The following is a 24,990-nucleotide window of genomic DNA, read 5'->3' as shown; positions in this document are numbered from 1 at the left end:
TCCGATGTGCATACTCGTGGCCGATGACGACCCGGTGGTGCGGGAGGTGGTGCGCCGGTATCTGGAACGCGACGGCCGCACCGTCGTGGAAACCGGTGACGGCCGCGCCGCGCACGCTGTGCTCGCCCGCACCGGCATACCTGACGACGTGGAACTCGCGGTCCTGGATGTGATGATGCCGGAGCCCAACGGGATCGACCTGTGCCGTGCGGTGCGCGCCGGGCGGCGTCCGGATATGCCGATCATCCTGCTCACCGCGCTCGGTGACGAGGACGATCGGGTACTCGGCCTGGAAGCCGGCGCCGACGACTATGTCACCAAACCGTTCAGCCCTCGCGAACTCGCGCTGCGTGTCGCCTCGGTCCTACGCCGCAGCTCCCGGCCGGTACCGGCCCTCGATCAGCAGATCCTGCACGACGGCCCCATCACGGTGAACCTGTCCGCCCAACTGGTGTTCATCGACGATATCGCGCTCACCCTCACCCCACGAGAATTCGACCTGCTGGTGTTCCTGCTGCGCAATCCGGGCCGGGTGTACAGCCGGGAGAGCCTGCTGGAACAGGTGTGGGGGTGGGATTTCGGGGATCTGTCGACGGTCACCGTCCATATCAAGCGGTTACGCGCCAAGCTGGGTTCCCGGCACCGGATCGATACCGTCTGGGGTCGCGGTTATGCCTGGGGCCGCTCGGAGATCACCGGGGAGCCGTCGGATGCCTGAGAATCTGCTCCAGATCATCGGATTCACACTGGCGTGTTCCCTGCCGGTGGTGCTCGTCGGTGCGCTGGCGCTGCGCGCGCTGCGTGACCGCTCGCTCACCGCGAGTATGGCGGTGCTGGTGCTCATCCCGACCTTGGCGACCCTGGCCGGGATCACCGGGGTGAGCGGTTTGATGTTCACCGCCGAGTTCCGGCGCACCTCCCTGGTGCTGCTGCTCGTCGCGGCCGTCACGGTTCCCGCGGCTGTCCTGCTGGGTCGCGAGCAGGCCCGTAAAACGGTGTGGGAAAAGCAGGTACGTGAACAGGAACGGGCCGCGGAACAGTCCCGCCGCGAGCTGGTGGCGTGGGTGAGCCATGATCTGCGCACCCCGCTGGCCGGTATCCGGGCCATGACCGAGGCGCTCATCGACGGCGTCGTCGCCGATCCCGCCGATATCGCCCGCTACGCCGGGCAGATCGACCGGGAGACCCGGCGGCTGTCCCGGATGGTCGACGACCTGTTCGAAATGTCGAAGATCTCCGCAGGCGCCCTGCATCTCGACCTCGAACCCCTCGACCTGCGCGAACTCATCGACGAGATCTATGCCGCCCACCGTGCGACGGCCGACCGGGCGGGTATCGGCTTCACCGCCGAACAACCCCCGGCACCATTACCCGTCGCGGCCGACGACCACGCTTTGGGCCGGGTGCTGGCCAACCTGGTGTCCAATGCCATCGCGCATACACCGCCCGGCGGGAGGGTCGTGATCACCGCCGGGCGCGATAACGGCCAGATCTGGACCCGGGTCGACGATTCGGGTCCGGGTATCACCGAAGCCGATCTGCCACGAATCTTCGAGGTCGCCTATCGCGGCACCGCGACCCGCTCCCCCGTGGCGGACGACGGTGTGCCGGCAGGAAGCGGTATGGGCCTGGCGATCGCGGCGGGCCTGGTGCAGGCACACAGCGGCGCGATCACCGCCGCCAATCGGGAAGTCGGCTGCCGCTTCGAGATCCGTTTACCCGCCGGCACCGGATAGCGACGTACGCAGCGTAGCCACCCAGCCCGCCGACCGGTCTGCGAAACCGTCGACTACCCCGTACTGAAGGCAGCGATGGACCATTGGCGTGGCCGGGAGGAGGGCGCTACGGACGGACAATACAACGAAATCCGATATGTGAGGCCGAGGTTTCGATACTTTCGCCTTGCCGTGCAGCGGGTCGATAGCGAAGACAGTAGTTGGGTGCGCACAGGTGCGATCCGCCCTTGATGACCCGCCGCGGATACGGCATCGACTCCTCTCGCCCGGCGGCACGTGGATCGGCCGGGCTACAACACGCGTGCGCGGGGGCGGTGTCGCGATCGTCCACTCCGTGGCTGCCGGTGAAGAGGCCGGTGGTCCATTCCCACACGTTACCGGCCATATCCACCAGTCCGTATCCGTTGGCACGGAAGGAACCCACGGGCGAAGTTCCGGTGAAACCGTCCTCGACCGTATTCTCCCAGGGAAAGTCTCCTTGCCAGGTGTTCGCCTGGTGCCGGCCACGCGGAGTGAATTCATCACCCCAGACGAACCGCGCGCGATCGAGGCCTCCTCGTGCCGCGAATTCCCATTCCGCCTCTGTGGGAAGGTCTTTGCCCGCCCACCGCGCATAAGCGAGCGCATCGAAATACGAGATATGGGTGACCGGATGGCGCTCGCGACCGGCCAGATCGCTGTCCGGGCCTTCCGGGTGGCGCCAGTCGGCCCCGGGCTTCCACATCCACCACCTGCGGTAGTCGTCGAGTGGTACCGGCCCGGGCGGTGAAGTGAATACGAGGGAGCCGGGCACGAGCAGCGCCGGATCGGCATCGGGGTAATCTTCTGCCCGGGGTGCGGTTTCCGCAGTGGTGAGATAACCGGTGCTCTTGATGAATCTGCGGAATTCGACGATCGTCACGGGATGGGTGTCCATGAAGAAACCGTCGACACGGGCCCGATGGACCGGCCGCTCCTCGGGATAGAATTCCTCGGATCCCATCCAGAAAGTGCCGCCGGGTATCCACTGCATATTTTTCCGCGGGGAGCTCGGTTTTGTCGCAGAAGTCATCGGTCAGCGCGGCACGTCGCCGGTGATGGCGACTCGTTCCATGACCCGCCGATGGGGGAAGTAATCGCTCGCCGCATAATGCTGGGTCGCCCGGTTGTCCCAGAAGGCAATGGAATTGGGTGCCCAGCGGAACCGGCATTGGAAATCCGGAACCTTCACCTGATCGAACAGCTGACGCAGCAACTGCTGCCCTTCCACTGGATCGAGATCCGGGATATGCGTGGTGAACAAACTGTTCACGAACAACGTCTTGCGTCCCGTCTCCGGATGAATCCGAACAATCGGGTGATGGACCGGTGGATATGTCTCTTTCATCTGCTCGAGCCGGTCGGGAGTCATTCCGCGGCCGAACGACGGGACGAAATCGTGCACGGCGGTCAGCGTGTCGATCCGGCTTTTGATCTCATCGGAGAGGCAGTCGTAGGCATTGCCCATATCGGCCCACAAGGTGTCGCCGCCGGCCGGTGGGACCTCGAGTGCCCGCAGGACCGAGCCCAGCGGCGGGCGCTGCTGCCAGGTGACATCGACGTGCCAGATGTTCTCGGTTCCGGGATCGTCCTGGCTACGTTCGAAATGCACCACTTCCGGCACGTCGCCTTGGGCGAGGAACGGGTGCACTTCCAGTGTGCCCCAGTGCTCGGCGAAGTCTCGATGCTGCGCCGGGGTGATGTCCTGGTCGCGGAAGAAAAGTACTTTCCATTCCAGCAGCGCGCGGCGCAGTTCGTCGATCTGTTCCGCCTGGGGATCGCGCAGATCGACCCCGCTGACGGTGGCGCCGATATATGGAGTCATCGGGTCGAGGCGCAGAGTTGTGTACGGCTCCGACTCGTTGCCGCCGGCCGTGCGACGGAGCAGTCTGGGGCCGAATTCGATTGTGTGGTCACCGATTACCACGGTGCGGGACGATATCGTGCTGGTCATGGTGCTCCTGTCCGGTCCGCGAGCAGCGCGCCCACAGCCATATCGATCAGGTGTCCGACGGTGTCGTCGAAGCTCGAGAGCTGGGGAAGTCCTTCGGCTCGGCGCTGTTCGACAAGGGCGAGCGCCGAGATGGTCATGTTGAACATCAGGTCGATCCGGGTGAGGGCCACCCGCCGTGGCAGGTGCGCCAGTGCGCCGATGAGCCGTTGGACGATTTCGCGGCCGGCGTCCTGGACCTCACTGAGTTCGGGCAAGGTGAAATCCACGGACGGAGAGACGCGGGCAAGAAAGCGCGCGTAGTAACTTCCGTCCGGAGTCTCCGCGAGAAACTCGGTGAGGGGTCGGATCTCGGCCTCGACGAGGGCTCGGACGTCACCTTCCCGACCGGCCTGTACGACATTGTCGAGATATGCACGCCGGACCTCGTTGATGGTGCGCATCCGAAATCGGAAGATCGCCATCAGAAGCCCTTCCCGGCTTCCGAAGTGGTATTGCACGGCCGAGTTGTTGCGATGCCCCGCGGCGGCCGCGATATCTCGCATCGACACCCCCTCGAGCCCGTGCGCGGCATAGAGCTGTTCGGCTGCCTCGAGGAGGGCTTGACGTGAATCGACTGCCGACGACATGGGGCCACGATAGGCGACCGCAACCACTCTCGTCAAGACACTGTCTTAAATCTCTGGAAGCCCTGGCGGGCAATTACTTTCGAATCAACTCCACCCCTGCGAATACCTCCGAAAGATAGGTCCCGCTGAGCGGGACCCGATAGGCGGAATCCGCAAATCCGTGATTACCGTCATACTTCGACATTCTCGGAGCCGACTCCGGCATCCGGACCTCTCCCTGCGCGCGCCGACCTCCCGCCGCGAGTCACCGGCCTTCCTCGGTCCTCTGCCCATCCGAACAAAGGACACCCCCTGGTGCACGAAATACCCCCACCGACCGCCGGTGCATCGAAACCGCGACTGTTCGCCGTCCTCGCCGTCATCATCCTGTTCTCGGAAATAGCCACCTTCGAAATTCTGATGGTGTATCCGGCGGTGCCGCATATCGCCGAGGAGTTCGAGACCCTCGACGTGGCATGGGTGATCTCCATCGTCACCCTCGCGGGCGCGACCCTTATGCCGCTGATCGGAAAGCTCGCGGACAAGGCCGGCAAGAAGCGCGTCATCATGGCGCTGACCGTCGTGTTCGTTCTGGGCTGCCTCATCAGTGCTATGGCACCGACTTTCGTTCTCATGCTCGCCGGCCGTGCGGCACAGGGTGCACTGGTGGGCATCGTGGCGCTGTCCTACAGCCTCGTGCGCGACATCATGCCGCGCGATTTCGTGCCGATCGCGCTGGGTGTGGTCGCGACAGGGATCGGGATGTCGGCTGTCGCCGGGCCGTTCATCGCAGGCTGGCTGATCGACGGCTTCGGATTCCGGTCGGTGTTCTGGTTCCTGGCGATCTACGTCGCCGCATTGATCCCGCTGTACGCCGCGGTGGTACCGGAAAGCCCGGTGCGCGCCGACCGGCCGGTCGACTACCTCGGCACCGCCCTGCTCGGCCCCGGCGTCGCCGTCCTGCTGATCGGCGTGAGCAAGGGATCGGCGTGGGGCTGGTCGTCCACAACGACCCTGGGGCTACTGGTTTCGGGTGTGCTCATGCTGGTGTTGTTCGTTGCGCGCCAGCGCACCGCGACCCACCCGCTCATCGACTTCACCATCCTGTTCGGTCGCCGATTCGGGCCTACTGTCCTGGCGGTCGCCTGCGTCGGGTACATGATGAACGCGCACGCCCTGATGATGCCCACGCTGCTGCAGACTCCGGCAGGGATCCCCGGCATCTCGTACGGGGCAGGCCTGACGGCCACGATGTATGCGCTGTGGACCTGTGCACTCGGGCTGTGCGCGATGGTCGCCGGCCCTCTCGGCGGCTACTGTGCCCGGAAGTTCGGCCCGCGCCAGGTACTGCTCGCCTCCGGTGCGCTGTTCGTGCTCGTCATGTTCCTCGGCGCCGGAATGCCGACCTCACTGACGCAGGTCGTGCTGATCAGTGCGCTCGCCGGCGTCGCAGTCGGCTTCCTGCACTCGTCCAACGCGAACCTGGTGCAGGAAGCCCTCCCCTCCGAACAAAGCGGTGTGGGTTCCACGATCGCCGGTGTCGGAATGCAGTTGACGTCTGCGGTTTCCGTCACCGTCACGGGTGCCGTCATGGCCGGCCACCTCGGCGACCCCGGTTCCGGAGGCCGGTCCGTGACGTATGCGGATTCGGCCTTCGGCTACGGATTCGGATCCGCCGCGCTCGTCGGCGCCGTCGGTATAGCGATCGCCCTGTCCATGAAGCACGGCCGCTCGCCGGCGACCGGCGGACTGCGGACATCGGCGGAAACCGCGGCGGTTCACCACGGCGAGCGTGTCTGACCACCGTCACCGAACCACCCACCACCCCGGCATCAGAACGAAAGGGAATTCACCTATGGACCGCCATTCGCTGCCGATCGTCACCCATACCCCGCAACCGGCGTCTGCTGTCGACTACCGCAGCCAGAGCCGCCCCTTCCACCGCAGCGCCCCGGTCCGCCCCCCACAGGGGGCCCCGAACATCCTGGTCATCATGATCGACGACGTCGGGTTCGGTGCCGCATCCGCCTTCGGCGGCCCCTGCCGGACCCCGACGGCGGAGCGGCTCGCGGAAGAGGGGCTCGGGTACACGAGATTTCATACGACCGCATTGTGTTCCCCGACCCGCGCCGCAATGCTCACCGGCCGCAATCACCACTCCGTAGGGATGGGGGTGATATCCGAAATGGCCAGTGCCGCACCCGGGTACAATGGCACCCGGCCCGCGTCGGCGGCGACGGTGGCCCGGATTCTGCAGGGCAACGGGTATGCGACGGGCGCGTTCGGCAAAATGCACCAGACACCGGCCTGGGAGATCACGCCGGTGGGGCCCTTCGACCGATGGCCGTGCCGGGAAGGCTTCGACAAGTTCTACGGATTCCTCGGCGCCGAATCCGACCAGTTCAATCCCGTCCTCTACGAGGATTTCACCGTCGTCGAACCACCTCGCAGCGCCGAGGACGGATACCACCTCTCCGAGGATCTGGTGGATCGCGCGGTCGCATGGATCGAGGGCGTGCACGCGGTGGACGCCGGCAAACCCTGGTTCTGCTATCTACCGTTCGGCGCCTGTCACGCCCCGCTGCAGGTGCCCGACGAGTACCTCGACAAATACCGGGGCGAATTCGATCACGGCTGGGATCGGCAACGTGAGATCACGCTGGAGCGGCAGAAGCGCCTGGGTGTCGTACCGGAGGATACGGTGCCGGCACCGTGGGCGCCGGGACTTCCCCACTGGGATTCGCTGGACGAGAAGCAGCGGAAGGCTTCCGCGCGACTGATGGAACTGTACGCGGCCTTCCTCGAACACACCGACGACCAGGTCGGCAGGCTCGTCGACCGGATCGAGGAACTGGGCGCGCTCGACAACACTCTGGTGCTGTACATGCTCGGTGACAACGGTGCGTCGGCCGAAGGTGGTTTGGAAGGGTCGTTCAACTACCTTGCGGGGCTCAACGGGTACGAGAGCACGACCGAGGACATCCTCGACCGTTTCGACGAACTGGGCACTCCGACGAGCTATGCGCACTATCCGGCGGCGTGGGCACTGGCACTCGACACGCCCTACCAGTGGGCCAAGCAGGTCGCGTCACACTACGGCGGCACCCGCAACGGGCTGATCGTGCGGTGGCCCGCCGGTATCGCCGAACGCGGCGAGCTACGCCATCAGTGGCACCACTGCGTCGATCTCACGCCCACCATTCTCGAGGCAGCCGGAGTACCCGCGCCGCATACCGTGGACGGTGTCGCCCAGATGCCCATGGAAGGTGTGGCGATGAACTACACCTTCAACGATGCCGCGGCCGAGGACAGGCACACCACCCAATACTTCGAGATCTTCGGCAACCGCGGCATCTATCACGAGGGCTGGACGGCGGTCACCGCTCACCGCGCACCATGGCTCATGGCGACCGTTGGCGTAGAACTCCCCGATCTCGACGAAGACCGGTGGGAGCTGTACGACACGCGGACCGACTGGTCCCAGGCCCGCGATCTCGCGGCCGAGCACCCGGAGATCCTGGCCCGGTTGAAGCAGCTGTTCCTCGTCGAGGCCGCCAAATATCAGGTGCTCCCGCTCGACGACCGCACCGCCGGGCGGCACACCCGGGGGAACCGCCCCCCGCACCCGTTCGAGGGCCGGACGAGCATCACTCTGTATCCGCATATGCAAGGGCTGGTGGAGAAAGCAGCACCGTCGTTCTTCAACCGATCGTTCAGGCTCACCGCACAGATCGACAGCGACGGTTCGCCGTGCGAAGGCATGCTGGCCGGGATCGGGGGGCGATTCGGCGGCTTCGCACTGTATGTGCTCGACGCGAAACCGGTGTTCTGCTACAACTTCTGCGGCCGCGAACACACCTTTGTGCGTGCGCCACAACGCCTTACGGCAGGGCGAAGCGAGGTAGCACTGCACTTCGATTACGACGGCGGCGGAATCGGGAAGGGCGCCACGGTGACACTGTTCATCGATGGCGTGAAAGCCGCCGAGGAACATATCGAACGCACCGCACGGGCGATCTTCTCCATGAACGAGCAACTCGATATCGGCGTGGACAGAGGAAGCCCGGTGGCGGAGGAGATCGCGCGTAGCGGAAAGTTCTCCTTCACCGGCAAGCTGCACGAGGTCCGGATCAACCTGTCGCGGGGCGGCGGTGTCCCCGAGTCCGAGCGCCGGAAGGTGGAGTTGGCAACACACTGAACCGCATCGTGCGCGCTACCGAAGCCAGGTGAGCAGTCCGCTGCGACCGCTCACCTGGCCCCGGGAAATCCACGGACGCCGTCAACTATGCACAACGTCGAGGAAACTCAGATGTCTCCGATGTCCGGGCACGAATCCGACCCCGTCACGCCCGACCCACAGGTCACCCGGCCCGCAACTACTCGGCGGTGGCGGCCGAGCGCACTGCGGGCCGGCACCGATCCCGACCCCCGCTTCAGTCTCGCCAACGAGCGCACCTTCCTCGCCTGGATCCGGACCGCACTCGGTGCCGTCGCAGCGGCACTTGCCTTGGAAGCACTTGCCGGCCGGTCCGATTCGGTACCTACCCACCGAATGACGATCGTGGCGTTGCTCGTCTTCGCCGTCCTGCTGACCGCCGTCGCGCTGGCCCGCTGGTTTCGAATCGAAATCGCGATGCGCACCGGCCGGCCGCTACCGTTGCCCGGCATCGTACTTCTCATGGCGGTATTCGCCGTCGTCTGCGCAGCGACCGTCGCGGCGCAGACTTTCATATGAAAAGGCACCGATCGACACCGGGCGAGGACACCGCGGTCGATGTCCACAACGATGCCGGGTTGCAACCGGAGCGGACCACGCTCGCCTGGGTCCGCACGGCCGCTCTCGCAGTAGCCGTGTGCCTCCTGTTCATCCGGACAGTTCCGGGCCCCGGCGCTCTCGTCGTCGGTGTAGCCGGCGCCGCCGCGTTTCCCGCTCTGGCCATACTGGCCACTGCTCGAGGCAACCACCGGCTGCGCGTACGCGAGTTCGTCGACGGCCGCGCACCGATACACCTCGTTCCTGCACTCGCCGTGAGCATCGGGGTCGTCCTGCTCGCCTGCGCGGCGGCATCACTGCTGGTGACACAGCCTTCGAGTTAGCGACGGCCTTGGGAAGGGCGGTAGTCGGCCGGCAGGACTCGGTGAGGTTCGGGGGTGCCGGCCGGGATCTCCAATACCCCGGCGATCGACAACAACGCTTTCGTGAACAACCTCATCGACATGGGCGTTGCTGCGCTCACCGCACCGAGCAGCCTGGTCGTACCACGCAACCCGCCGCAGAGCACAGTGAGAGAAGGTCTGCGGTGGCTGCACTGTAGCCGGCCGGGCGACCTCGGTACGCCGGGCCGGCACAAGGATCACTGTGTCAGGCGCCGATCGAAATCGGTCGCACGCTGTTGCTGCTGCACCCGCCGTTCTTCCGGATCGACGAATACGGTCCCGTCCGGCAGCGCCGTCGACAGGTCCGCGACCTGCAGCACCGCGGAACTCCGCAGCGCGGCGTCCACCGGCGGCTTGCCCGGCACCGACTGCCAGCGCACCGCGATCAAACCGGCATCGTTGCCACTCGGATCGAGCCAGTTGCGGACACCGGGGTCCTGGGGCGACACCACGAACGTGTAGGTGCCGTCCGGATTGGGCACCGCCTGTGTCGTGTTGAGGCTGCCGGTCTTGTCGCGGTACGGGTAGGCGACGCCCCACGGATCGGAGATCTGCACGCCGAGCGACTCCGCGCCGACCGGATCGACGGTGAAGACGAGCGCTTCACCGGCCGCCAGGGCGAAGCGGCCGCCGGTGGACAGTCCCCGGCCGCCCGGCCGCTCACGTGCCGGGCGGATCTGGTTCTCGGGAGTCTTGTAGTAGTACTCGTTGAAGTACTTCATCCAGAACGGCGCGATCTGCCCGAGTATCTCTGCGGTTCGAGCGGCCTGCTGATCGACAGTCCGCTCGGGCGCCACAGGTGGACCGTCCACACGGACGATCTCGAGCCGGGACGGTGTCTCGCTCGCCCAATCGTTCAACAAGTCGCGCACGATCAGCAACGAGGTGTCGCCGGCCGGTATCTGCATATGGTTGGGGCGACCGTTCGCGGGGGCGGAATCCATGGTGAGGACAAAGGTTCCGTCCGGTTCCGTTTCGATCGCGTCGCCGGTGAGAGACCCCACCTGCGTTCCGCCCTCGGCGGTCAGCGCGGCGGTGCCGGGAATCGAATCCCGCATTTCGAAATGTACTTCGGCCGGGGCTTGCCCGGGAAAGCGGCCGCGGATCTCGTACCGCGCGTCACCGGCCACGGTGACCTGCCGATAGACATTGTCGGGGTTCTCGATTCCGTACCCCGAATTCGGCATATCCAGCCCCGCGAACCGGTGCGGCAATGTCACCGCCCACATCAGCACAGGGCGGTCCGGATCCTCCGTCACCGCATACTGCGCGGCGGCCGCGCCGATGGAGGCGGCAGCTGCTGCCGCGGTGGCTCTACCCGACGGTGTCGCGCCTTGCGGGTCACTGTCATAGAGTTCCCGAACCTGCTGAATTTGCTGCTGCACAACATCGGTCGCCAAGATCTGGCGCACCCGCGCTTCCAGGGCCCGCTGCCCCGCGGTGGCGAGAGCACCGCCGTCCTCGGCCGGCCGCTCCAGGCTGTTCGTCGTCGTGCGCCCCGCCTCTCCGGTGCCGTTCTGCGCCGCAGTACATGCGGTGCCGACCACGGCGAGGGCCGCGACGGAGACCAGTGCTGTCGCGGTTCTCATGAGTCGTCGCTGACCTGGCGCGATAATCGTCTCGGGATACCCGTTCCTGAGGTGTTTCTGCATGGTCGTTCACTTTCTGCCGCCGGCATTCGTGCTGGGACGCATGCCGGGGACGGAAACGCTGGGCTCGCGGGTAGGTCGGTCGGGGTCGAGGGAGACCGTGAACATTGCGAGCCGAAAGACAATTCGGCGGCGGATTCCGCCGTCGATCGAACTAGGAGAGCCGGATCCGGTTGTTCGTTGATTTGACCGTAGACAAGCGTCTACTGTCAAGAGATGGGCACATCGGAATCGTCGCCGCAAGCCTGGGGCCGCGACGAGGTTCGCCGGGCAGTCCTGCGCGCGGCGCGCTCCGGGTTCGCCGCGAAGGGCACCTCGGTCACCATCCGCGAGATCGCCTCTGCCGCAGGAGTGAATCTCGGACTGGTCCACAAGCATCTCGGCAACAAGGAAGACATCCTGCGGGCCGTCCTCGAACGCGATACCGAAATTTCCACGCGGACGATCGAGACCGGAGCTTCGGTGCCGGACGCCGTCCGGCGCCTGTTCGGCATCGGGCTCGCCGATCGCGAGTACGTGCGCATCGCGGCATGGCTGTTGCTCGAAGGACGGACCGATCTCCTGCTCGGCAACCAAGCGGAGGGCATGAAGGCGATCCGCGGCGCCGATCCCGACTCCCGCAAGGCCGACGTCCGCCTCATGACGGTGCTCGCCGCAATCTCCGGATGGTCGCTGTTCAGCGAGGGCATCCTGGCGTTCACGGAGGCCGAGGACGCCTCCCGGGAAGAGTTGGAAGCGCAGATGGCGGAACTCTTGGCGACCATTATCGAGCTCCCCCGGTTCGCGTGACCAGTTGCTGAGCCGGATGACCTTTACGTCGATACGCCGAGAGCAGGGGTAGGGCGAAGCGGTGCGGTCGCGAATTCGGTCAGGCCGGTGTCAGGGGTGACCCGGGCAGTGAACCCCAGCAGCTGCCGGGCCCGGGTGGGGGCGGCGACGATATGCCGGACGTCGCCGGGCCGGACGTCACCGGTGACCACGGGCTCGGGACCGCCGTGCGCGGCGGCGAGGGTCCGGGCGACCTGTCCGATGGTGATCGGCCGGCCCGAGCAGATGTTCAACGGTACGAATCCGGAAAGGCCGGTTTCGATGGCGGCCAGGTTGGCGGCGGCGATATCGGATACGTGGACGAAATCCCGTGTCTGGCCGCCGTCTTCGAAAACTCGCGGAGGCCGGCCGGCGGCGAGGGCGGACCGGAATATTGCCGCGACCCCCGAATACGGGGTGTCCCTGGGCATTCCGGGTCCGTACACATTGTGATATCGCAGTGCGGTCACCGATGAACCGGTGAGAGCCGCCCAGGCCGATGCATAATTCTCCTGCGCGACCTTGCTCGCGGCGTACAGACTGCGCGGCCGCAGGGGCGTGTCCTCCGGCACCGGCGCCCATTCCAGGTCCGCACCGCCGGAGCGGTGCTCGAATCGACCGGCCGCGAGGTCCGCATTGTCGCGCGCACCCACGGCCACGAGACCGCCGGGCCCGCGGTACAGCCCCTCCCCATACACCACCATCGACGACGCCAGCACCAGGCGTTTGCAGCCCGCCCGGTCCATCGCCGCGAGGAGGACCGCGGTGCCGTAGTCGTTGTGCCCCGCATAGGCCGGCGCGTCCTGTGCGTCGACCCCGGCGCCCACCACCGCCGCCTGATGGCAGACGACGTCGGCGCCTCGCAGCACGCGGTCCAACTCCCCCGGTTCGCGGATATCGAGCCGCCCCACGCCCTCGGGCGGCCGGGCGTCCGGGCCGTGCGCGGCGGGCAGCATCGAATCGGCGGCCACCACCTCGTGCCCGGCCTGCCGCAGCGCGGCATGGATATGGGACCCGATGAACCCGGCCGCGCCGGTCAGCAGTACTCGCACGCTGCCGATCCTGCCTGCTTGCCCGCGTGCCCCGGGAGAGCCACGGCGGGGTGTCACTGTTTCGTCAGATATCCGCTGGGAACACCGGCGGACTTGACCTCAATAACAGTTCAGGTTCCAGACTGGTCCGGGAACAGCGAACCGAGGAGGCTCACCGTGCAAGCAGTGCAGGTCAAGGAATTCGGCGCACCGGACGTGCTGGAACTACAGGACGTCCCGGTACCGGAGCCGGGTCCCGGTCAGGTCCTGGTGGATGTCGCCGCGGCCGATGTGATGTTCCTCGATACCCGGCTGCGGTCGGGCTGGGGTACCGATTTCTTCCCGGTCCGGCCGCCGTACATTCCGGGCGGCGCTATCGGCGGGACCGTACGCGTGGTCGGTCCCGGTGTCGATACCGCCTGGCTCGGCCGCCGGGTCGCGACCCGTACGGCGACCAGCGGGACCGGGGGCGGCCTACCCGTCGGCGGATACGCCGAACAGGCACTCGCGGCGGCCGGAACGCTCACCGGGATTCCGGACGGGGTGAGCCTCGACCAGGCCACCGCACTGGTCCACGACGGCCATACCGCGCTCGCCGTCTTCGATCGCGCCGCGGTGCGGCCGGGTGATCCGGTGCTGATCACCGCGGCGGCGGGCGGACTGGGCACCCTGCTGATCCAACTGGCCCGGCAGGCCGGTGCGCAGGTGATCGCGGCGGCCCGCGGCGCGACGAAACTTGCGCTCACCGAACGCCTCGGCGCACATACCGCCGTCGATTACTCGGAACCGGGCTGGACCGACCGCGTTCTTGCCGCGACGGGCGGGCGGGACCCCCATGTGGTGCTCGATGGTGCGGGCGGACACCTGGGCGATGCCGCACTCGCGATCACCGCCGGCGGCGGGCGGTTCCTCGGCTACGGGGCGGCGGCCGGCGAATTCGCCGGATCGGCCTCGGCGGACGCCCGGCAACGCGGTGTCGAGGTGGTGGGCCTGCGCGACCTGAACAACACCGGTGACGGTGATCGTGCCGCACACGCCGCGCGCAACCTCGATGCGGTCGCGACCGGCGCGATCGAGGTGGTGATCGGCCAGGCCTATCCGCTGGCGGAGGCGGCCCGGTCGCACGCCGCCATCGAAGCGCGCACCGCCCTCGGCCGCACCCTGCTGCGCATCGGCTGACCGCCCGGCTACACCGAGGTCGCGGCGACGGCCTCGGTGTAGCGGCGGCGCAGCTCCGCGACCTCGTCCTGGTCGGGCAGGTCGATCGGCCGGCCGTCGAGCGAATCCACGAGTTCGTCGAGGCATACGTGGTAGCCGGTGGCGGTGCCGGAGAGTCCGTGCGGTCCGGGCGTACCGAACCAGACCGTGCACACCAGCCGCGTCCCCGGATCCTCGGCCAGCAACTCGAACCGCAGATGTTCGTCGTCCCAGAGGAATTCGAAGAGACGCGGCGGGTCCCAGGTGAGGATGCGGCCCGGCAGTTCCGGGTCCTCGAGGCCGAGCTCCCTCTCGGTCAGTTCCGCCGAGGCCTGTTCGACCGCCTCGGGCCAGAACCGGAACCGGATCTCGGCTCCGGCGCGGCGCTCGCCGAGGATATCGGCGGGGAACCAGTGCCGGAGATGGCCGGATTCGGTGATCGCCCGCCATACTTTGGCCGGCGGATGCGCCAGGATGCGTTCGTAGCGGGTGCCCACACGGTCGCCGTCGCGCAGCACCTCGCCGAGCCGCTGTGTCACTCCGGTCATCATCACTCCTCCGGGTCGTCGGGCAGGGTGTCGAGATAGGTTTCGAGATCGTCGAGCCGGTCGGCCCAGATCTCGCGGAACGGGGCCAGCCAGGCATCCATCTCCCGCAGCCGGCCCGGGTCGAGCGTGTAGTGCCGGCGCGGGCCGTCCACCCGGACCCGTACCAGCGCCGCCGCGTCGAGCATCTTCAGATGTTTGGACACATTGGGTTGCGCGGTGCCCAGCGCACCGACCAGGTCGCCGACGGTGCGTTCACCGTCGCGCAGTAGGTCGAGGATGTGCCGCCGCGTGGGGTCGGCGAGAACCTCGAATACATCGCGTGTCACACCGCAACCATTCCTCATTGGGAATATGCCTGTCAAGGAATGTCTTGGTGTGAGCCTGACACCAGGTCCGGGAGCCGTCAGCCTCGGCGGAAGGTCAGGGGGCAGAGCCTCCGGCTATCCCGTCGACGGTCCGACCTGCCCACGCCATGAATTCGTCCACCTCGCCGACGGGAAGCTCCAGCGCCGACTCACGAGGCCGTTCGAAACTCTGCAGCGCCGCCGCGACCAGCGGACGAAACCTCTTCTCGGCAGCGGCGATCGACCGTCCAGCCGCCCTTTTGGAAACCCATCCACCGACCTTGCAGAAATACACCGACCGGCAACCGTTCAGCACCCTGTTGTCCGCGAGATGCCCGGCGCCCGACGCATGCTCGCGCACCGACGCCGAAACGGCAGCCAGCAGGTCCGGACGTGCAGGAGCCCCCAGCACCTCCCGTATCGGGTGACCGGAAAGTGTCCTCCCGCTCTGATGCCCGATCGCTCGATCGATCACATACCAGAACCCCGGTGCGCCGGCAGATTCGAAGTCCGCGACGGCCGGCAGCAAGGGTCCGGTATTCAGATTGAGCAGATATCCCGCCCCCGGCGCACCCGAGGCGGCGAACCCGGCGTCGTACACGACCAGTTCCAGCCCGGCAGCCGGACAGCACAATCCTGGGTGGGCCAGCGCATCGGCCAGCTCGTGCGCCAGACGCGCGGGCGCGGCCGGATCGACGACCACCGTGATATCGATATCGCTGCGTCCATGCCGGTAGTCACCCAAGGCAAGCGATCCCACCGCGCCGACACTCACCAGCCGGTCCCGGTAGCTGGTTTGCACACGCTCGACCAGCTCGGACAGGTAGCGCACCACTTCGGCGGGCATGCGCTCGACGCCGGTATCCCTCACCGCTCGCCACGCAGACACCTGCCGCCCGCCGGACCGTCGGCACCGAACCCGATCCTCATCCCCTCAGGCTAGACCGGACCCCTGGTGGAGCCGGACAGCGCGGCCCAGCGAACCGCGCAGGCGCAGGCCACGACCAACTCGAGCTATATCCGGTTGACACCGTGACTTCAATGGACAGGTGACGAACCTGATGGATGCTGTATGGGAGCGGGATCCGGCTGCCCTCGAAGCGCTGCTGAAGGACGGCGCGTCGCCGGAGGAAACGAACGAGGAGGGAACCACACCCCTCTACCAGGCCGCGGTGAACGGTTGCGCCGACCTGGTCCGCCTGCTGCTCGCGCACGGTGCCGACCCGAACCGGCCCAGTGCGCCGGTCGAGGAGGGCCTGCCCTTGTGCGCCGCCGCCTGCTGGAACCACGTCGGCGTCGTTTCCGCGCTCCTGGCCGCCGGAGCCGACCCCGATCTGCCCGAACCACCGCATCCGCAGCAGCAGGGTCCCGGGACGCCGCCCTTGTTGTGGGCGGCAGGCAACGGACACCTCGACACGGTGGACCTGTTGCTCGCGGCGGGCGCCGACCCGAATATCGAGGGCACACCACTGACCCGCGCGACCCGCCGCGGATGCTACGGAATAGTGCGGTCACTGCTGGCCCACGGCGCCGAGCCCGCCCGCACCGACCACGAGGGAAACACTGCCGCGACGATCGCTACCCGTCTCGCGGGTGCCGACCTGGTCGCCGTGCTCGCCGAGCAGGCGAGCTGGGGCGAGGGTGAGTACACGGTCGAGCGCAGTCCGGCCGGAGACGGCACCGAACGGATCACCCTCCGCTACCGGGACACCGGCGGGGAGGCATCGATCCAGAACGGGCACGGCGCGATCGCCGCACTGCTCGTGGATACGACCGGTTCCGGCCCAGGCCTCGCCTGAGTGCCGATTGCCTCTCCTGCCCGGTCTCCGAGGCCGGTCGGGGATCGGCGGATCCGGTCGCCGGATTCGAAATCGCCGGGATACAGCGGCCCAGGGCCGGGTCTCATGGGCGGGCGGTTATCAGCACGACGCAACCTTTGCCGTGGGTGGTCGAGTAGTCGGGATCCGCGCGGACCGACCGGACTCGCAGCGCTGCGCGATCCCCGGCCAGTTGACCGAAAGTCTCGATCCGGAGGCCTGACGCAGCCTTAAAGTGAGGGGGACCACAGTAGGCACCGGGCATGGGCGTGAGCGCGTGGGGCCCGGAGGCGGCGGTGGAGCGTCACGGCGCAGGAGCCACCTCGTGCTCGCGGGACAGGAGTAGATATGAGCGGGGCACACCGGGTATCGGTGCTGGTGATCGGCGCGGGATTCGGCGGTATCGGGGTGGCGATCGAATTGCGGCGCCACGGGTTCAGCGATATCACCATCCTGGAGAAAGCCCAGGACCTCGGTGGAGTCTGGCGGGAGAACACCTATCCCGGGGCCGCCTGCGATGTACCGTCACCGCTGTACTCCTACTCGTTCGAGCCGAAACCGGATTGGCCGCAGCGTTACTCCGGGCAGGCCGCCATCCACGAGTACCTGCGCGGGGTCGCGCGCCGGCACGATCTGCTCGACCGCATCGAGTTCGGCGTCGAGGTCACCGAGGCCGCGTTCGGCGAGAAGACCGGCCGCTGGACCGTGCACACCGCCGACGGCGCCACCCGGACCGCCGATGTGCTGATCTCCGCGGTCGGGCAGCTCTCCCGCCCGCAACTGCCGGATATTCCCGGCGTGGACAGTTTCACCGGGCAGGCGTTCCATTCGGCGCTGTGGGATCACCGTGTCGACCTCACCGGGAAACGCGTAGCCTGCATCGGCACCGGCGCGAGCGCGATCCAGTACGTACCGCGGCTCCAGCCGCAGGTCGCACACCTCACCCTGTTCCAGCGCACCGCCGCCTGGGTGCTGCCCAAATTCGATACCGACTATTCGCCGGTGCAGCACACATTGTTCGCGCGTATTCCCGGAATGTTGCTGCTGGAACGTCTCGGCTGGTGGCTTACGGCCGAGGTCTCGTCGCTGGGGCTGGTCGAGTTGCCGGTTATCAGCCGGATCGTGGCGCGGGTGGCGCAGCGGAATCTGAACAAGAATGTCGATGATCCCGAATTACGCGCGAAACTCACCCCGGACTATCCGATCGCGTGTAAACGCACACTGTTCTCCAGCGATTACTATCCGGCGCTCACCCAGCCGAATGTCGAGGTGACCACCGCCGCCGTCACCGAGATCACCCCGCACGGCGTGCGCACCGGCGACGGCACGCTGCACGACGCCGATGTGATCATCTACGGTACCGGTTTCAAGGGAACCGAATTCCTGTGGCCGATGCGGATCAGCGGGCGGGCCGGCCGGGAACTGGCCGAGGCGTGGTCGGACGGGGCGCACGCCTATTACGGGATGACGGTGCCCGATTTCCCGAATTTCTTCATGGTGTACGGACCCAATACAAACCTCGGGGTCGGGTCGATCATCTACATGATCGAAACGCAGTCCCGCTATATCCGTCAGGCTGTGCAATTACTCGCCGATAAACCCGGCCATGTGCTCGAGGTCCGCGCCGCGACCGAGCGCGCGTTCAACGACGCTCTGCAGAAACGCCTCGATCGCACCCCGTGGAACTTCTGCTCCAGTTGGTATCGCAACGCGGCGGGAAGAATCACCAACAACTGGCCCGGAACGGTCACCAGCTACCGGCGCCGCCTGCGCAGACTGGAACCCCAGGACTACCTCCTCACACCCGCCGCGTAATTCCTTGGGGCGCGGCGTCGTCACCGCCACGCGATCCTTTTCACATGTGCGTCTCGTCTCTGGGCACTGCCGGACCGGCCTGCCAGGCTGGCTCGAGGGTCACGAGGAGGTGCCGGTGGCAGGAACACGAAACGACTGGGGATCGGTATTCGACAATGCCGCACGCGATGCGGGATTCGTCCTCGACGATTCGCAGCGCACCGCCGCCGCCGCGCTGCGCCGCCTCGGCGACGAATTATCCGGGCGCCGGCGCCTTTTCGGGTCGCCGCCGCGCGGTGTCTATGTCTGGGGACCGGTGGGTCGCGGAAAGAGCTGGCTGGTCGACACGTTCTACGAAGCCGTGCCCGGGCAGCACACACGCCGCATCCATTTTCACGAATTCTTCCGCGAGTTCCATTCCCGCTACGCCGCCCACCGCCATGAACCACGGGCCGGGGAACGCGCGGTCCGGGATCTGCTCGACGAGGCCCGGCTCGTCTGTTTCGACGAATTCCATGTGCACGATCCCGGTGACGCGACCATCCTCGCCAAGGTCGTGAGCGCCCTGTTCGCCCGCCGCATCACATTGGTCGCCACCTCCAACTATCCGCCGTCCGGCCTGCTGCCGAACCCGCTGTTCCACCATTTGATCGAACCGGTCGCGGCAATGCTCGAGGACGCCCTGGACGTCGTCGAAGTGGCGGGCCCGCGCGATTACCGGCGCGCCGGGCCGGCACCGGCCACCGGATTCAGTCTCGGCCGCTACCTGTGGCCCGTCGACAGCGACCGGCTCGCGGCGGCCGGGCTGCGTGTCCCGGCACCGTCCGAACGCCGGCGGGTCGCGTTCGGTACCCGTACCGTCACCGCCCTGGCCGTCCGCGGGACGGAGATCTGGTTCGATTTCACGGACCTGTGCGACCGTCCATTTTCCACCATCGACTACCTTCAGCTCACCGATCGATACAGTCACTGGACCCTGTCCGGGCTTCCCGTGCTCACCACGGCCGACCGCGATGCCGTACAACGTTTCGCCAACCTCGTCGACGTCCTGTGCGACCGCCGGATACCGCTGAACCTCATCGCCCACGCGCCCCTGGGCGAATGCCTCTCCGGCGATCGGCTGCCCCCGGATATCCACCGCACCGCCAGCCGGCTGGCCTTGTTATCGGGAGCCGCCGATACCGCCGCGGCGGCCGATCAGTAGTCGGGCCGCCTACCCGGAACCATGGGATCACGCGGATCCACCCACCGCGCCCGCGGTCGGCGGTAAGGTCGGCTTCCGCGGCGGGCGCGCCTGTTCCAGGACCTACCCAGCGAAGGGTTTACCCGTGGCGGCTCCCGGGGTAACCGGCCCGGAACCCCGTTTTTTGAGAGGAATATTCTCTTGCGAAAGATCTTGCGACCGTTTGCTCTAGGCGCTCTTGCCGCGACCGCCCTGCTCCCGGTCGCGGCACCCGCGGGCGCCCAGGCGGCCGCCGATTTCCAGGACGCTCGCGTCGACGTCGCACCCGGATGCGCCGGCACGGTTCGCAGCCAGGTATCCGTTACTCCGCTACCGACCGATGTCGCAGGTGTCGGGGTGTCGGTACTGTTCCGGGCGGACCGCCCCGACCCGGCGTGCACGCTGTCGGCGACGGTGTCGTGGCGTAATACGGCAACCGGTGCCACCGGGTCCGAGGAAGTCACCGTCTCCTCGGTCCCCGCCCCCGGCGGCTGGTTCCCGACCGACCACGGTTTCCAGCGCGCACTGGCCGATACCGGTCCGGGCCCGGTGGTCGTCACGATGAGTACGAATCCCGGCGAGGTCAGCGTCACGGTCTGATCGGTCGTGAGCCGGGCGGGCACCTACCGCCCGGCTTCCGTCATGAACTACGGCGACCGCCCCGCGGCACCTCGCGGAAGGGCACATTCTGGTCCGATCGCGCCTCCCTGGGCATGCCCAGCACACGTTCGCTGATCACATTGCGGGCCATTTCGGTGGTGCCGCCGCCGATACAACTCACCTGCCGCATCAGGAACACATCGCCGGCGTCACCGAACTCCGCGTCCCACACCGCGTCGCCCGCAACCTCGAATTCTATGGTCGCCCGGCGTGATTCGGCGATCCCGCGGAACAGGCGCCCGATGGCCGCCGACTGGTCGGGGATACGACCGGACGCCATCCCGGTACCGAGCCGCCGCTGCAGCGCGCTGCCGACGACGTCGAGCATCCGGTCCTCACCGATGAGGTCGCGCACGCCCGGTTCGTCGACGGTCCCGGCCCGGCAGGCGATCTCCACCGGCGAGCGGTCGGAGATGGCGGGTTTCGCGGGCACCGTGACGTAGGGCGATTCCGCCAGCAGCCGTTCGTGCGACATCCAGCGGGTCCCGACGGTCCAGCCGCCGTCGACCTCTCCGATCCGGTCCGAATCCGGTACCCGCACATCGGTGAGGAACTCCTGGCAGAATTCCCGGGCCCCGTTGAGCATCTCGATCTGATGCACCTCGATCCCGGGCTGATGGATGGGCAGGATGAACACCGTGAGCCCGCGGTGTTTCGGCACATCCCAGTTGGTGCGGGCCAGGCACAGCGCCCAATCGGAATACCACGCCCCGGTGGTCCAGATCTTGGCGCCGTTGATCACCCAGTCGTCACCGTCGCGCACGGCGGTCGTCACCGCGCCCGCCACATCTGAGCCGCCGGACGGTTCGGAGAGGAACTGCATCCAGATCTCCGCACCGCGCAGCATCGCCGGAATATGCGTTCGCTTCTGCTCCTCGGTCCCGAAGTCCAGCAGCACCGCCGCGCACGGCGACAGTGTGGGCACCTGGCATCGCGACGGATATTCGAACCCGGCCATTTCCTCGGTGAACGCCCGCTGATGCGCGGCGGTGAGCCCGCGACCCCCGTATTCGGCCGGGATGGCGATACCGGCGAACCCGGCGTCGTAGAGCTTGCGCTGCAATCGGCGGTCGTTGTCGACGGCCGCCAGCTCCTGCTCCCGCGTCACATTCCGCAGTCCGGCGACGGCTTCGGGCCGGAACGGGCCGAGGTTGGCGCGTATCCATTCCCTGGCGCGCAGCCGGAAGCTTTCGACGTCCTCACGCACGCTCTGCTCGTCCGGCTCGAGCGCCGGTGCTACGTGGACATTCTCCGCAACTTTCTCCGGGTCCGGTGCGCGCCGTCCATCCTGTTCGATCAACCGGTCGGCAAGACTGCGGCGGTGTTCGGCCGGTGTGCCGTTCAGCGTGCGGTTCACGGTGGCGCGGCGCAGGAACACATGCAGGTCGTGCTCGAACGTCAACCCGATCCCGCCGTGCAGCTGCACGCAGTCCTGCAACAGCTCCGGCCCGTAATGGCCGATGAACGCCTGCGCGACCGCCACCAGCTCACCCGAATCCGCCCGGCGTTCATCGACCGCCGCGGCGGCACTGTCGGCGATCGCGTGCGCCGCCTCGAGCCACGATTTCAAATCGGCTATCCGGTGTTTGAGCGCCTGATACGACGCCAGCGGCCGCCCGAACGAATACCGGTCCGTCATCCAGTCCAGCGCCATCTCGAAACCGGTCTGCATCGCACCGGCGGTTTCCGCGCACTGCACGGCAACCGCGACCTCCGACTGCCACGCCACCTGCTGTGCCGCCATCCCGAGCTCACCCACCAGCGCACTCCGCGGAACCCGGACATTCTCGAAGGTAACCACCGAGAACCGGCGCGTGAGGTCGGGCGAGCGCAACGGGGTGACGGTAACTCCCGCACTCCCCGCCGGAACCAGAACCTGGCCGACCGCACCGTCACACCGCCCGGTGACCAGCAGGTGACTCGCCACCCCGGCGGACTCGACAGGTCGTTTGCGGCCGTTGAGCACCAGCTCGGTCCCGTCGACACGTATGTCGAGCCCGGCCCCGCGCCGCCATGCGGGTTCGGCATGACACCAGGACGCCAGGGCTTCCCCCGACAGCAGTTCCGCCAGAACCTCCGGATGCGAACCACTCTCGGCCAGTGCGGCAGCAACCATATTCGCCGACACCAACGGCCCCGGCGCGGCATACCGCCCGAACTCGTAGGCGACCAGCGTCAGATCGACCACGGGCCGGCCGCTGATCGAACCACCACCGGCCTCCTCCCCCACCAGCAGCGACGTCCACCCGAGTTCGGCCCCACCCCGCCAATAGTCGGCCGCGAACCCGTCCTCGTCGTGCCGCAGCCCGCGCAGCCGATCCCGCGGCGCCCGCGCAGCCAGGTATTTCCCGGTGGTCGAGCGGAAGAACTCCTGCTCATCGGAGATATCGAACAGCATGGGTCGGCTCGCTTCTCTATGGGTCCGGAAGCCGGATCACACCGACGCGTCGACGCCGGAAACATCACTTCCTCATTTGATAATGCCACTCTCTCGTTAGTCAATCTAGACTTCTCGACGGCCGCGCGGCCACGCATCATGTGCACATGACGACACAGCAAGTGAGTGTGTCGCCGCACGCCCTCAGGTCAGCCCGGGAAACGCCGGAGTCATCGTTTGATCGCGAGTTCGAGACCACCGCGGAACGGCAGGGTTTGGGTGAGCAGGCCGTTGCTCGGATCATCGATGAATTCGAAGGCGTCGCGGTAGCTTTCGGGACGGTTTTCGGTGTTGTCGATCAGAATCATCCCGCCAGGGCGGAGTTTCGGCGTGATCAGCTCGAGTGCCGGTCGCGCCATGACCGGCCAGATATCGATCAACGCCAGGTCGACCGGCGCCGCCAAGTTCGCGAGCGTTTCCCGGAGATCTCCTGGACGCAGGTCGATATGGGCATCGAGTCCCGCTCTGCGGAAATTGTCCGTGGCAGCCGCGATTTTGCCGGGTTCGTTCTCGGTGCCGATCACCACGCCGGTACCACCGTCGGCTTCGGAGACCAGCCGTACGGCCTGGGCGAGGTAGAGCGTGGAAACCCCATAGGATGTCCCGACCTCCACAACCCGGCGCGCCCGCAGCGCCAGGCACAGCTGGTGGCACAGCAGCGCCTTGTCGTGTTCCAGGGCTACGAGCTTATCGGCGAGGAACTCGTTGGCCGCGGTATCGAGTGCACTCAGATCGGCGGCGTCGCCACGATCGGCGCGATCGGCGAAATAGCCGGTGATTCCGGTGATCTGGTCCGAGCTTCGCTGTTGCAGCTCGGCGACGAACCGGTCTAGTTCAGGGTTCTGCAGGGGGCTGGAGTTCATCGTGGGCCTTTCGGTCGCGCGGTGCGGGCACCACCACAGGCGGCGGCACCTCAGTGTCCGAGCCGCACTCCTTGATGTCAATGGGTTGTGAACGTCAAGAAGCGTGGGTAGTGTTCTGCCGATGTCCGAACCGCTGCCCCCGGGCCGTCGGCGCCGCAGCCCGCGCACCCGCGCCGGACGCGCCACGCTCACCGCCGATTCCATCGCCGCCACCATGCTCGAGCTGGCGGGCCGGCGCGGATTTCAAGCAGTGACGATGCAGGATCTCGCCGGTCACCTCGGCGTCACCGTCCGCGCGCTGTACCGGCACGTGCAGGACCGGGCGGAAGTCGTCGACCGTGCTGTACAGCTGTGGCTGTCACAATGGCCCGAGCCCGGACTCGACCCCGAGAACTGGCAGGAGAGCCTGCGCGAGTTCTGTCGATTGCATCGCCGCATCGCCCGCCGCCACCCCCGGGCGCTACTGGTTTCGCTGGACGAACAGGTCGGCGATACCCGGGTACCGGCGCAGCGCCTCACCGCCCCCGAAGCGTTCCTGCAGTTCCTGACCGAGATCGGGCTCGGCCTCGATGATGCACTGCTCGTCCACGCGGATGTGATGATCCGGATCTACGGATTCGTGTTACTGGTCGACTACCGGGCGGACGCCGGCGCCCCGGCAGACCAGCAGTATCCGGCCCCACAGGCTTGGCTCGAACACCACAGCGACCTCGAACTCCCCCTGCTGCACCGCGCATCGGCGCAGACCGGTTTCGGTGCCGACCGCCTCTTCGACCATATGGTCACCGAGGTGACCCATACGATCGAACGCCTCATCAGCTCTGCCGAATGAGAGGCCGCATCTTCCGGACAGCGGCATGCTGATCCGATACGAGGACAGTACTGTGCGGGCGACGGTGTCATCCTGCTCGGCGAGCCGTCGAATCGCGGTCCCGCCACGAGCTCCCTGTCGCCTGGTAGCGGCGGCTACCTGATCGCGCGGTTAGGGCGGACACTGCTCGCCGCACCGCGACGCCGGCTCCGGCACCTCCCACGACGCCGTTCCTGGACATTGGCTCAAATACGCCAGGGACTGGTCCAGGAAAAGCTTCTCCCACAATCGTTCTCGAAGCGATAAGCCCGCTGCGGCTATGGTGGCGACATCACCAGCG

At 67.0% G+C, this 24,990-nt stretch carries 23 protein-coding genes; 13 read left to right on the top strand and 10 right to left on the bottom strand.

The window, feature by feature from the left end; genetic code table 11:
- The first annotated feature begins 4 nt into the window (after positions 1-4).
- Both ACFWPH_RS20300 and ACFWPH_RS20295 read left to right on the top strand, forming a co-directional pair.
- A complete protein-coding gene (locus tag ACFWPH_RS20300) occupies positions 5-718 on the top strand; it encodes a response regulator transcription factor (RefSeq protein WP_378753172.1) in 714 nt (237 codons plus the stop codon).
- On the top strand, positions 711-1,736 hold the full coding sequence (locus ACFWPH_RS20295) for a sensor histidine kinase (protein ID WP_378753170.1): 1,026 nt from the start codon (positions 711-713) through the stop codon (positions 1,734-1,736). Before ACFWPH_RS20300 ends, ACFWPH_RS20295 begins: the two co-directional genes overlap by 8 nt.
- Positions 1,737-1,842: 106 nt before the next feature.
- On the opposite strand, the gene ACFWPH_RS20290 is transcribed toward ACFWPH_RS20295, so the two are convergent.
- The 3 genes from ACFWPH_RS20290 to ACFWPH_RS20280 are packed head-to-tail and all read right to left on the bottom strand — an operon-like array spanning position 1,843 to position 4,334.
- Complete coding sequence (locus ACFWPH_RS20290) at positions 1,843-2,748, bottom strand: formylglycine-generating enzyme family protein (protein ID WP_378753168.1); 906 nt, start codon at positions 2,746-2,748, stop codon at positions 1,843-1,845.
- Between the two features lie 42 nt (positions 2,749-2,790).
- Positions 2,791-3,708, bottom strand: a complete 918-nt coding sequence (locus tag ACFWPH_RS20285) for a TauD/TfdA dioxygenase family protein (RefSeq protein ID WP_378753166.1) — start codon at positions 3,706-3,708, stop codon at positions 2,791-2,793.
- Positions 3,705-4,334, bottom strand: coding sequence for a TetR/AcrR family transcriptional regulator (locus ACFWPH_RS20280; protein ID WP_378753164.1), 630 nt, complete (start codon positions 4,332-4,334; stop codon positions 3,705-3,707). The genes ACFWPH_RS20285 and ACFWPH_RS20280 overlap by 4 nt, the downstream gene beginning before the upstream one ends.
- 294 nt (positions 4,335-4,628) lie before the next feature.
- Here ACFWPH_RS20280 and ACFWPH_RS20275 point away from each other — a divergent pair, with 294 nt between their 5' ends.
- The 4 genes from ACFWPH_RS20275 (at position 4,629) to ACFWPH_RS20260 (ending at position 9,410) form a co-directional block, all read left to right on the top strand.
- Entirely contained in the window at positions 4,629-6,113 is a 1,485-nt protein-coding gene (locus ACFWPH_RS20275; RefSeq protein WP_378753162.1) for an MFS transporter, read from the top strand.
- Positions 6,114-6,168: 55 nt separating this feature from the next.
- Positions 6,169-8,511 carry an arylsulfatase gene (locus ACFWPH_RS20270; protein ID WP_378753160.1) on the top strand — a complete coding sequence of 781 codons (2,343 nt, stop codon included), beginning with the start codon at positions 6,169-6,171 and terminating at the stop codon, positions 8,509-8,511.
- 120 nt (positions 8,512-8,631) lie between these two features.
- Positions 8,632-9,048 (top strand): YidH family protein, encoded by a 417-nt coding sequence (locus tag ACFWPH_RS20265; RefSeq protein ID WP_378753535.1) that lies wholly within the window; start codon positions 8,632-8,634, stop codon positions 9,046-9,048.
- Positions 9,045-9,410 carry a DUF202 domain-containing protein gene (locus tag ACFWPH_RS20260; protein WP_378753158.1) on the top strand — a complete coding sequence of 122 codons (366 nt, stop codon included), beginning with the start codon at positions 9,045-9,047 and terminating at the stop codon, positions 9,408-9,410. Before ACFWPH_RS20265 ends, ACFWPH_RS20260 begins: the two co-directional genes overlap by 4 nt.
- A gap of 257 nt (positions 9,411-9,667) precedes the next feature.
- Here the strand turns inward: ACFWPH_RS20260 and ACFWPH_RS20255 are convergent, their stop codons facing one another.
- On the bottom strand, positions 9,668-11,059 hold the full coding sequence (locus ACFWPH_RS20255) for a hypothetical protein (RefSeq protein WP_378753156.1): 1,392 nt from the start codon (positions 11,057-11,059) through the stop codon (positions 9,668-9,670).
- Between the two features lie 276 nt (positions 11,060-11,335).
- On the opposite strand from ACFWPH_RS20255, the gene ACFWPH_RS20250 reads away from it, so the two are divergent.
- Positions 11,336-11,908 carry a TetR/AcrR family transcriptional regulator gene (locus ACFWPH_RS20250; RefSeq protein ID WP_378753154.1) on the top strand — a complete coding sequence of 191 codons (573 nt, stop codon included), beginning with the start codon at positions 11,336-11,338 and terminating at the stop codon, positions 11,906-11,908.
- Between the two features lie 23 nt (positions 11,909-11,931).
- Here ACFWPH_RS20250 and ACFWPH_RS20245 read toward each other — a convergent pair whose 3' ends face one another.
- Positions 11,932-12,978, bottom strand: a complete 1,047-nt coding sequence (locus tag ACFWPH_RS20245) for an NAD-dependent epimerase/dehydratase family protein (RefSeq protein ID WP_378753152.1) — start codon at positions 12,976-12,978, stop codon at positions 11,932-11,934.
- A 156-nt stretch (positions 12,979-13,134) separates the two neighbouring features.
- Between ACFWPH_RS20245 and ACFWPH_RS20240 the strand changes: the two genes are divergently transcribed.
- The gene (locus ACFWPH_RS20240; protein ID WP_378753150.1) at positions 13,135-14,136 is read left to right on the top strand and encodes a zinc-binding dehydrogenase; all 1,002 of its coding nucleotides are present in this window, start codon (positions 13,135-13,137) and stop codon (positions 14,134-14,136) included.
- Positions 14,137-14,144: 8 nt separating this feature from the next.
- On the opposite strand, the gene ACFWPH_RS20235 is transcribed toward ACFWPH_RS20240, so the two are convergent.
- The 3 genes from ACFWPH_RS20235 to ACFWPH_RS20225 all read right to left on the bottom strand — a co-directional run bounded on the left by ACFWPH_RS20235 (position 14,145) and on the right by ACFWPH_RS20225 (position 15,917).
- The gene (locus tag ACFWPH_RS20235; RefSeq protein WP_378753148.1) at positions 14,145-14,702 is read right to left on the bottom strand and encodes an SRPBCC domain-containing protein; all 558 of its coding nucleotides are present in this window, start codon (positions 14,700-14,702) and stop codon (positions 14,145-14,147) included.
- A 2-nt stretch (positions 14,703-14,704) separates the two neighbouring features.
- Positions 14,705-15,028: an ArsR/SmtB family transcription factor gene (locus ACFWPH_RS20230; protein ID WP_378753146.1), complete on the bottom strand. Its 324-nt coding sequence runs from the start codon at positions 15,026-15,028 to the stop codon at positions 14,705-14,707.
- Between the two features lie 94 nt (positions 15,029-15,122).
- On the bottom strand, positions 15,123-15,917 hold the full coding sequence (locus tag ACFWPH_RS20225; protein ID WP_378753144.1) for an aminoglycoside adenylyltransferase domain-containing protein: 795 nt from the start codon (positions 15,915-15,917) through the stop codon (positions 15,123-15,125).
- A 178-nt stretch (positions 15,918-16,095) separates the two neighbouring features.
- Here ACFWPH_RS20225 and ACFWPH_RS20220 point away from each other — a divergent pair, with 178 nt between their 5' ends.
- From ACFWPH_RS20220 to ACFWPH_RS20205, 4 genes are all read left to right on the top strand, one after another.
- The gene (locus ACFWPH_RS20220; protein ID WP_378753142.1) at positions 16,096-16,845 is read left to right on the top strand and encodes an ankyrin repeat domain-containing protein; all 750 of its coding nucleotides are present in this window, start codon (positions 16,096-16,098) and stop codon (positions 16,843-16,845) included.
- Between the two features lie 366 nt (positions 16,846-17,211).
- Positions 17,212-18,678: a flavin-containing monooxygenase gene (locus tag ACFWPH_RS20215; RefSeq protein WP_378753140.1), complete on the top strand. Its 1,467-nt coding sequence runs from the start codon at positions 17,212-17,214 to the stop codon at positions 18,676-18,678.
- 115 nt (positions 18,679-18,793) lie between these two features.
- Entirely contained in the window at positions 18,794-19,861 is a 1,068-nt protein-coding gene (zapE, locus tag ACFWPH_RS20210; RefSeq protein WP_378753138.1) for a cell division protein ZapE, read from the top strand.
- A gap of 180 nt (positions 19,862-20,041) precedes the next feature.
- Entirely contained in the window at positions 20,042-20,479 is a 438-nt protein-coding gene (locus ACFWPH_RS20205; protein WP_378753136.1) for a hypothetical protein, read from the top strand.
- Positions 20,480-20,519: 40 nt separating this feature from the next.
- On the opposite strand, the gene ACFWPH_RS20200 is transcribed toward ACFWPH_RS20205, so the two are convergent.
- Positions 20,520-22,937, bottom strand: coding sequence for an acyl-CoA dehydrogenase (locus ACFWPH_RS20200; protein ID WP_378753134.1), 2,418 nt, complete (start codon positions 22,935-22,937; stop codon positions 20,520-20,522).
- A 209-nt stretch (positions 22,938-23,146) separates the two neighbouring features.
- Positions 23,147-23,839: an O-methyltransferase gene (locus ACFWPH_RS20195; RefSeq protein WP_378753132.1), complete on the bottom strand. Its 693-nt coding sequence runs from the start codon at positions 23,837-23,839 to the stop codon at positions 23,147-23,149.
- A 121-nt stretch (positions 23,840-23,960) separates the two neighbouring features.
- Between ACFWPH_RS20195 and ACFWPH_RS20190 the strand changes: the two genes are divergently transcribed.
- Positions 23,961-24,671 (top strand): TetR/AcrR family transcriptional regulator, encoded by a 711-nt coding sequence (locus ACFWPH_RS20190; protein WP_378753130.1) that lies wholly within the window; start codon positions 23,961-23,963, stop codon positions 24,669-24,671.
- Positions 24,672-24,990 lie beyond the last annotated feature (319 nt).

This window comes from Nocardia sp. NPDC058499 (genome assembly GCF_042719915.1).
GTDB lineage: Bacteria > Actinomycetota > Actinomycetes > Mycobacteriales > Mycobacteriaceae > Nocardia.
The sequence above is the reverse complement of the archived record's forward strand: the minus strand, read 5'-3'. Positions and strand labels throughout refer to the sequence as shown.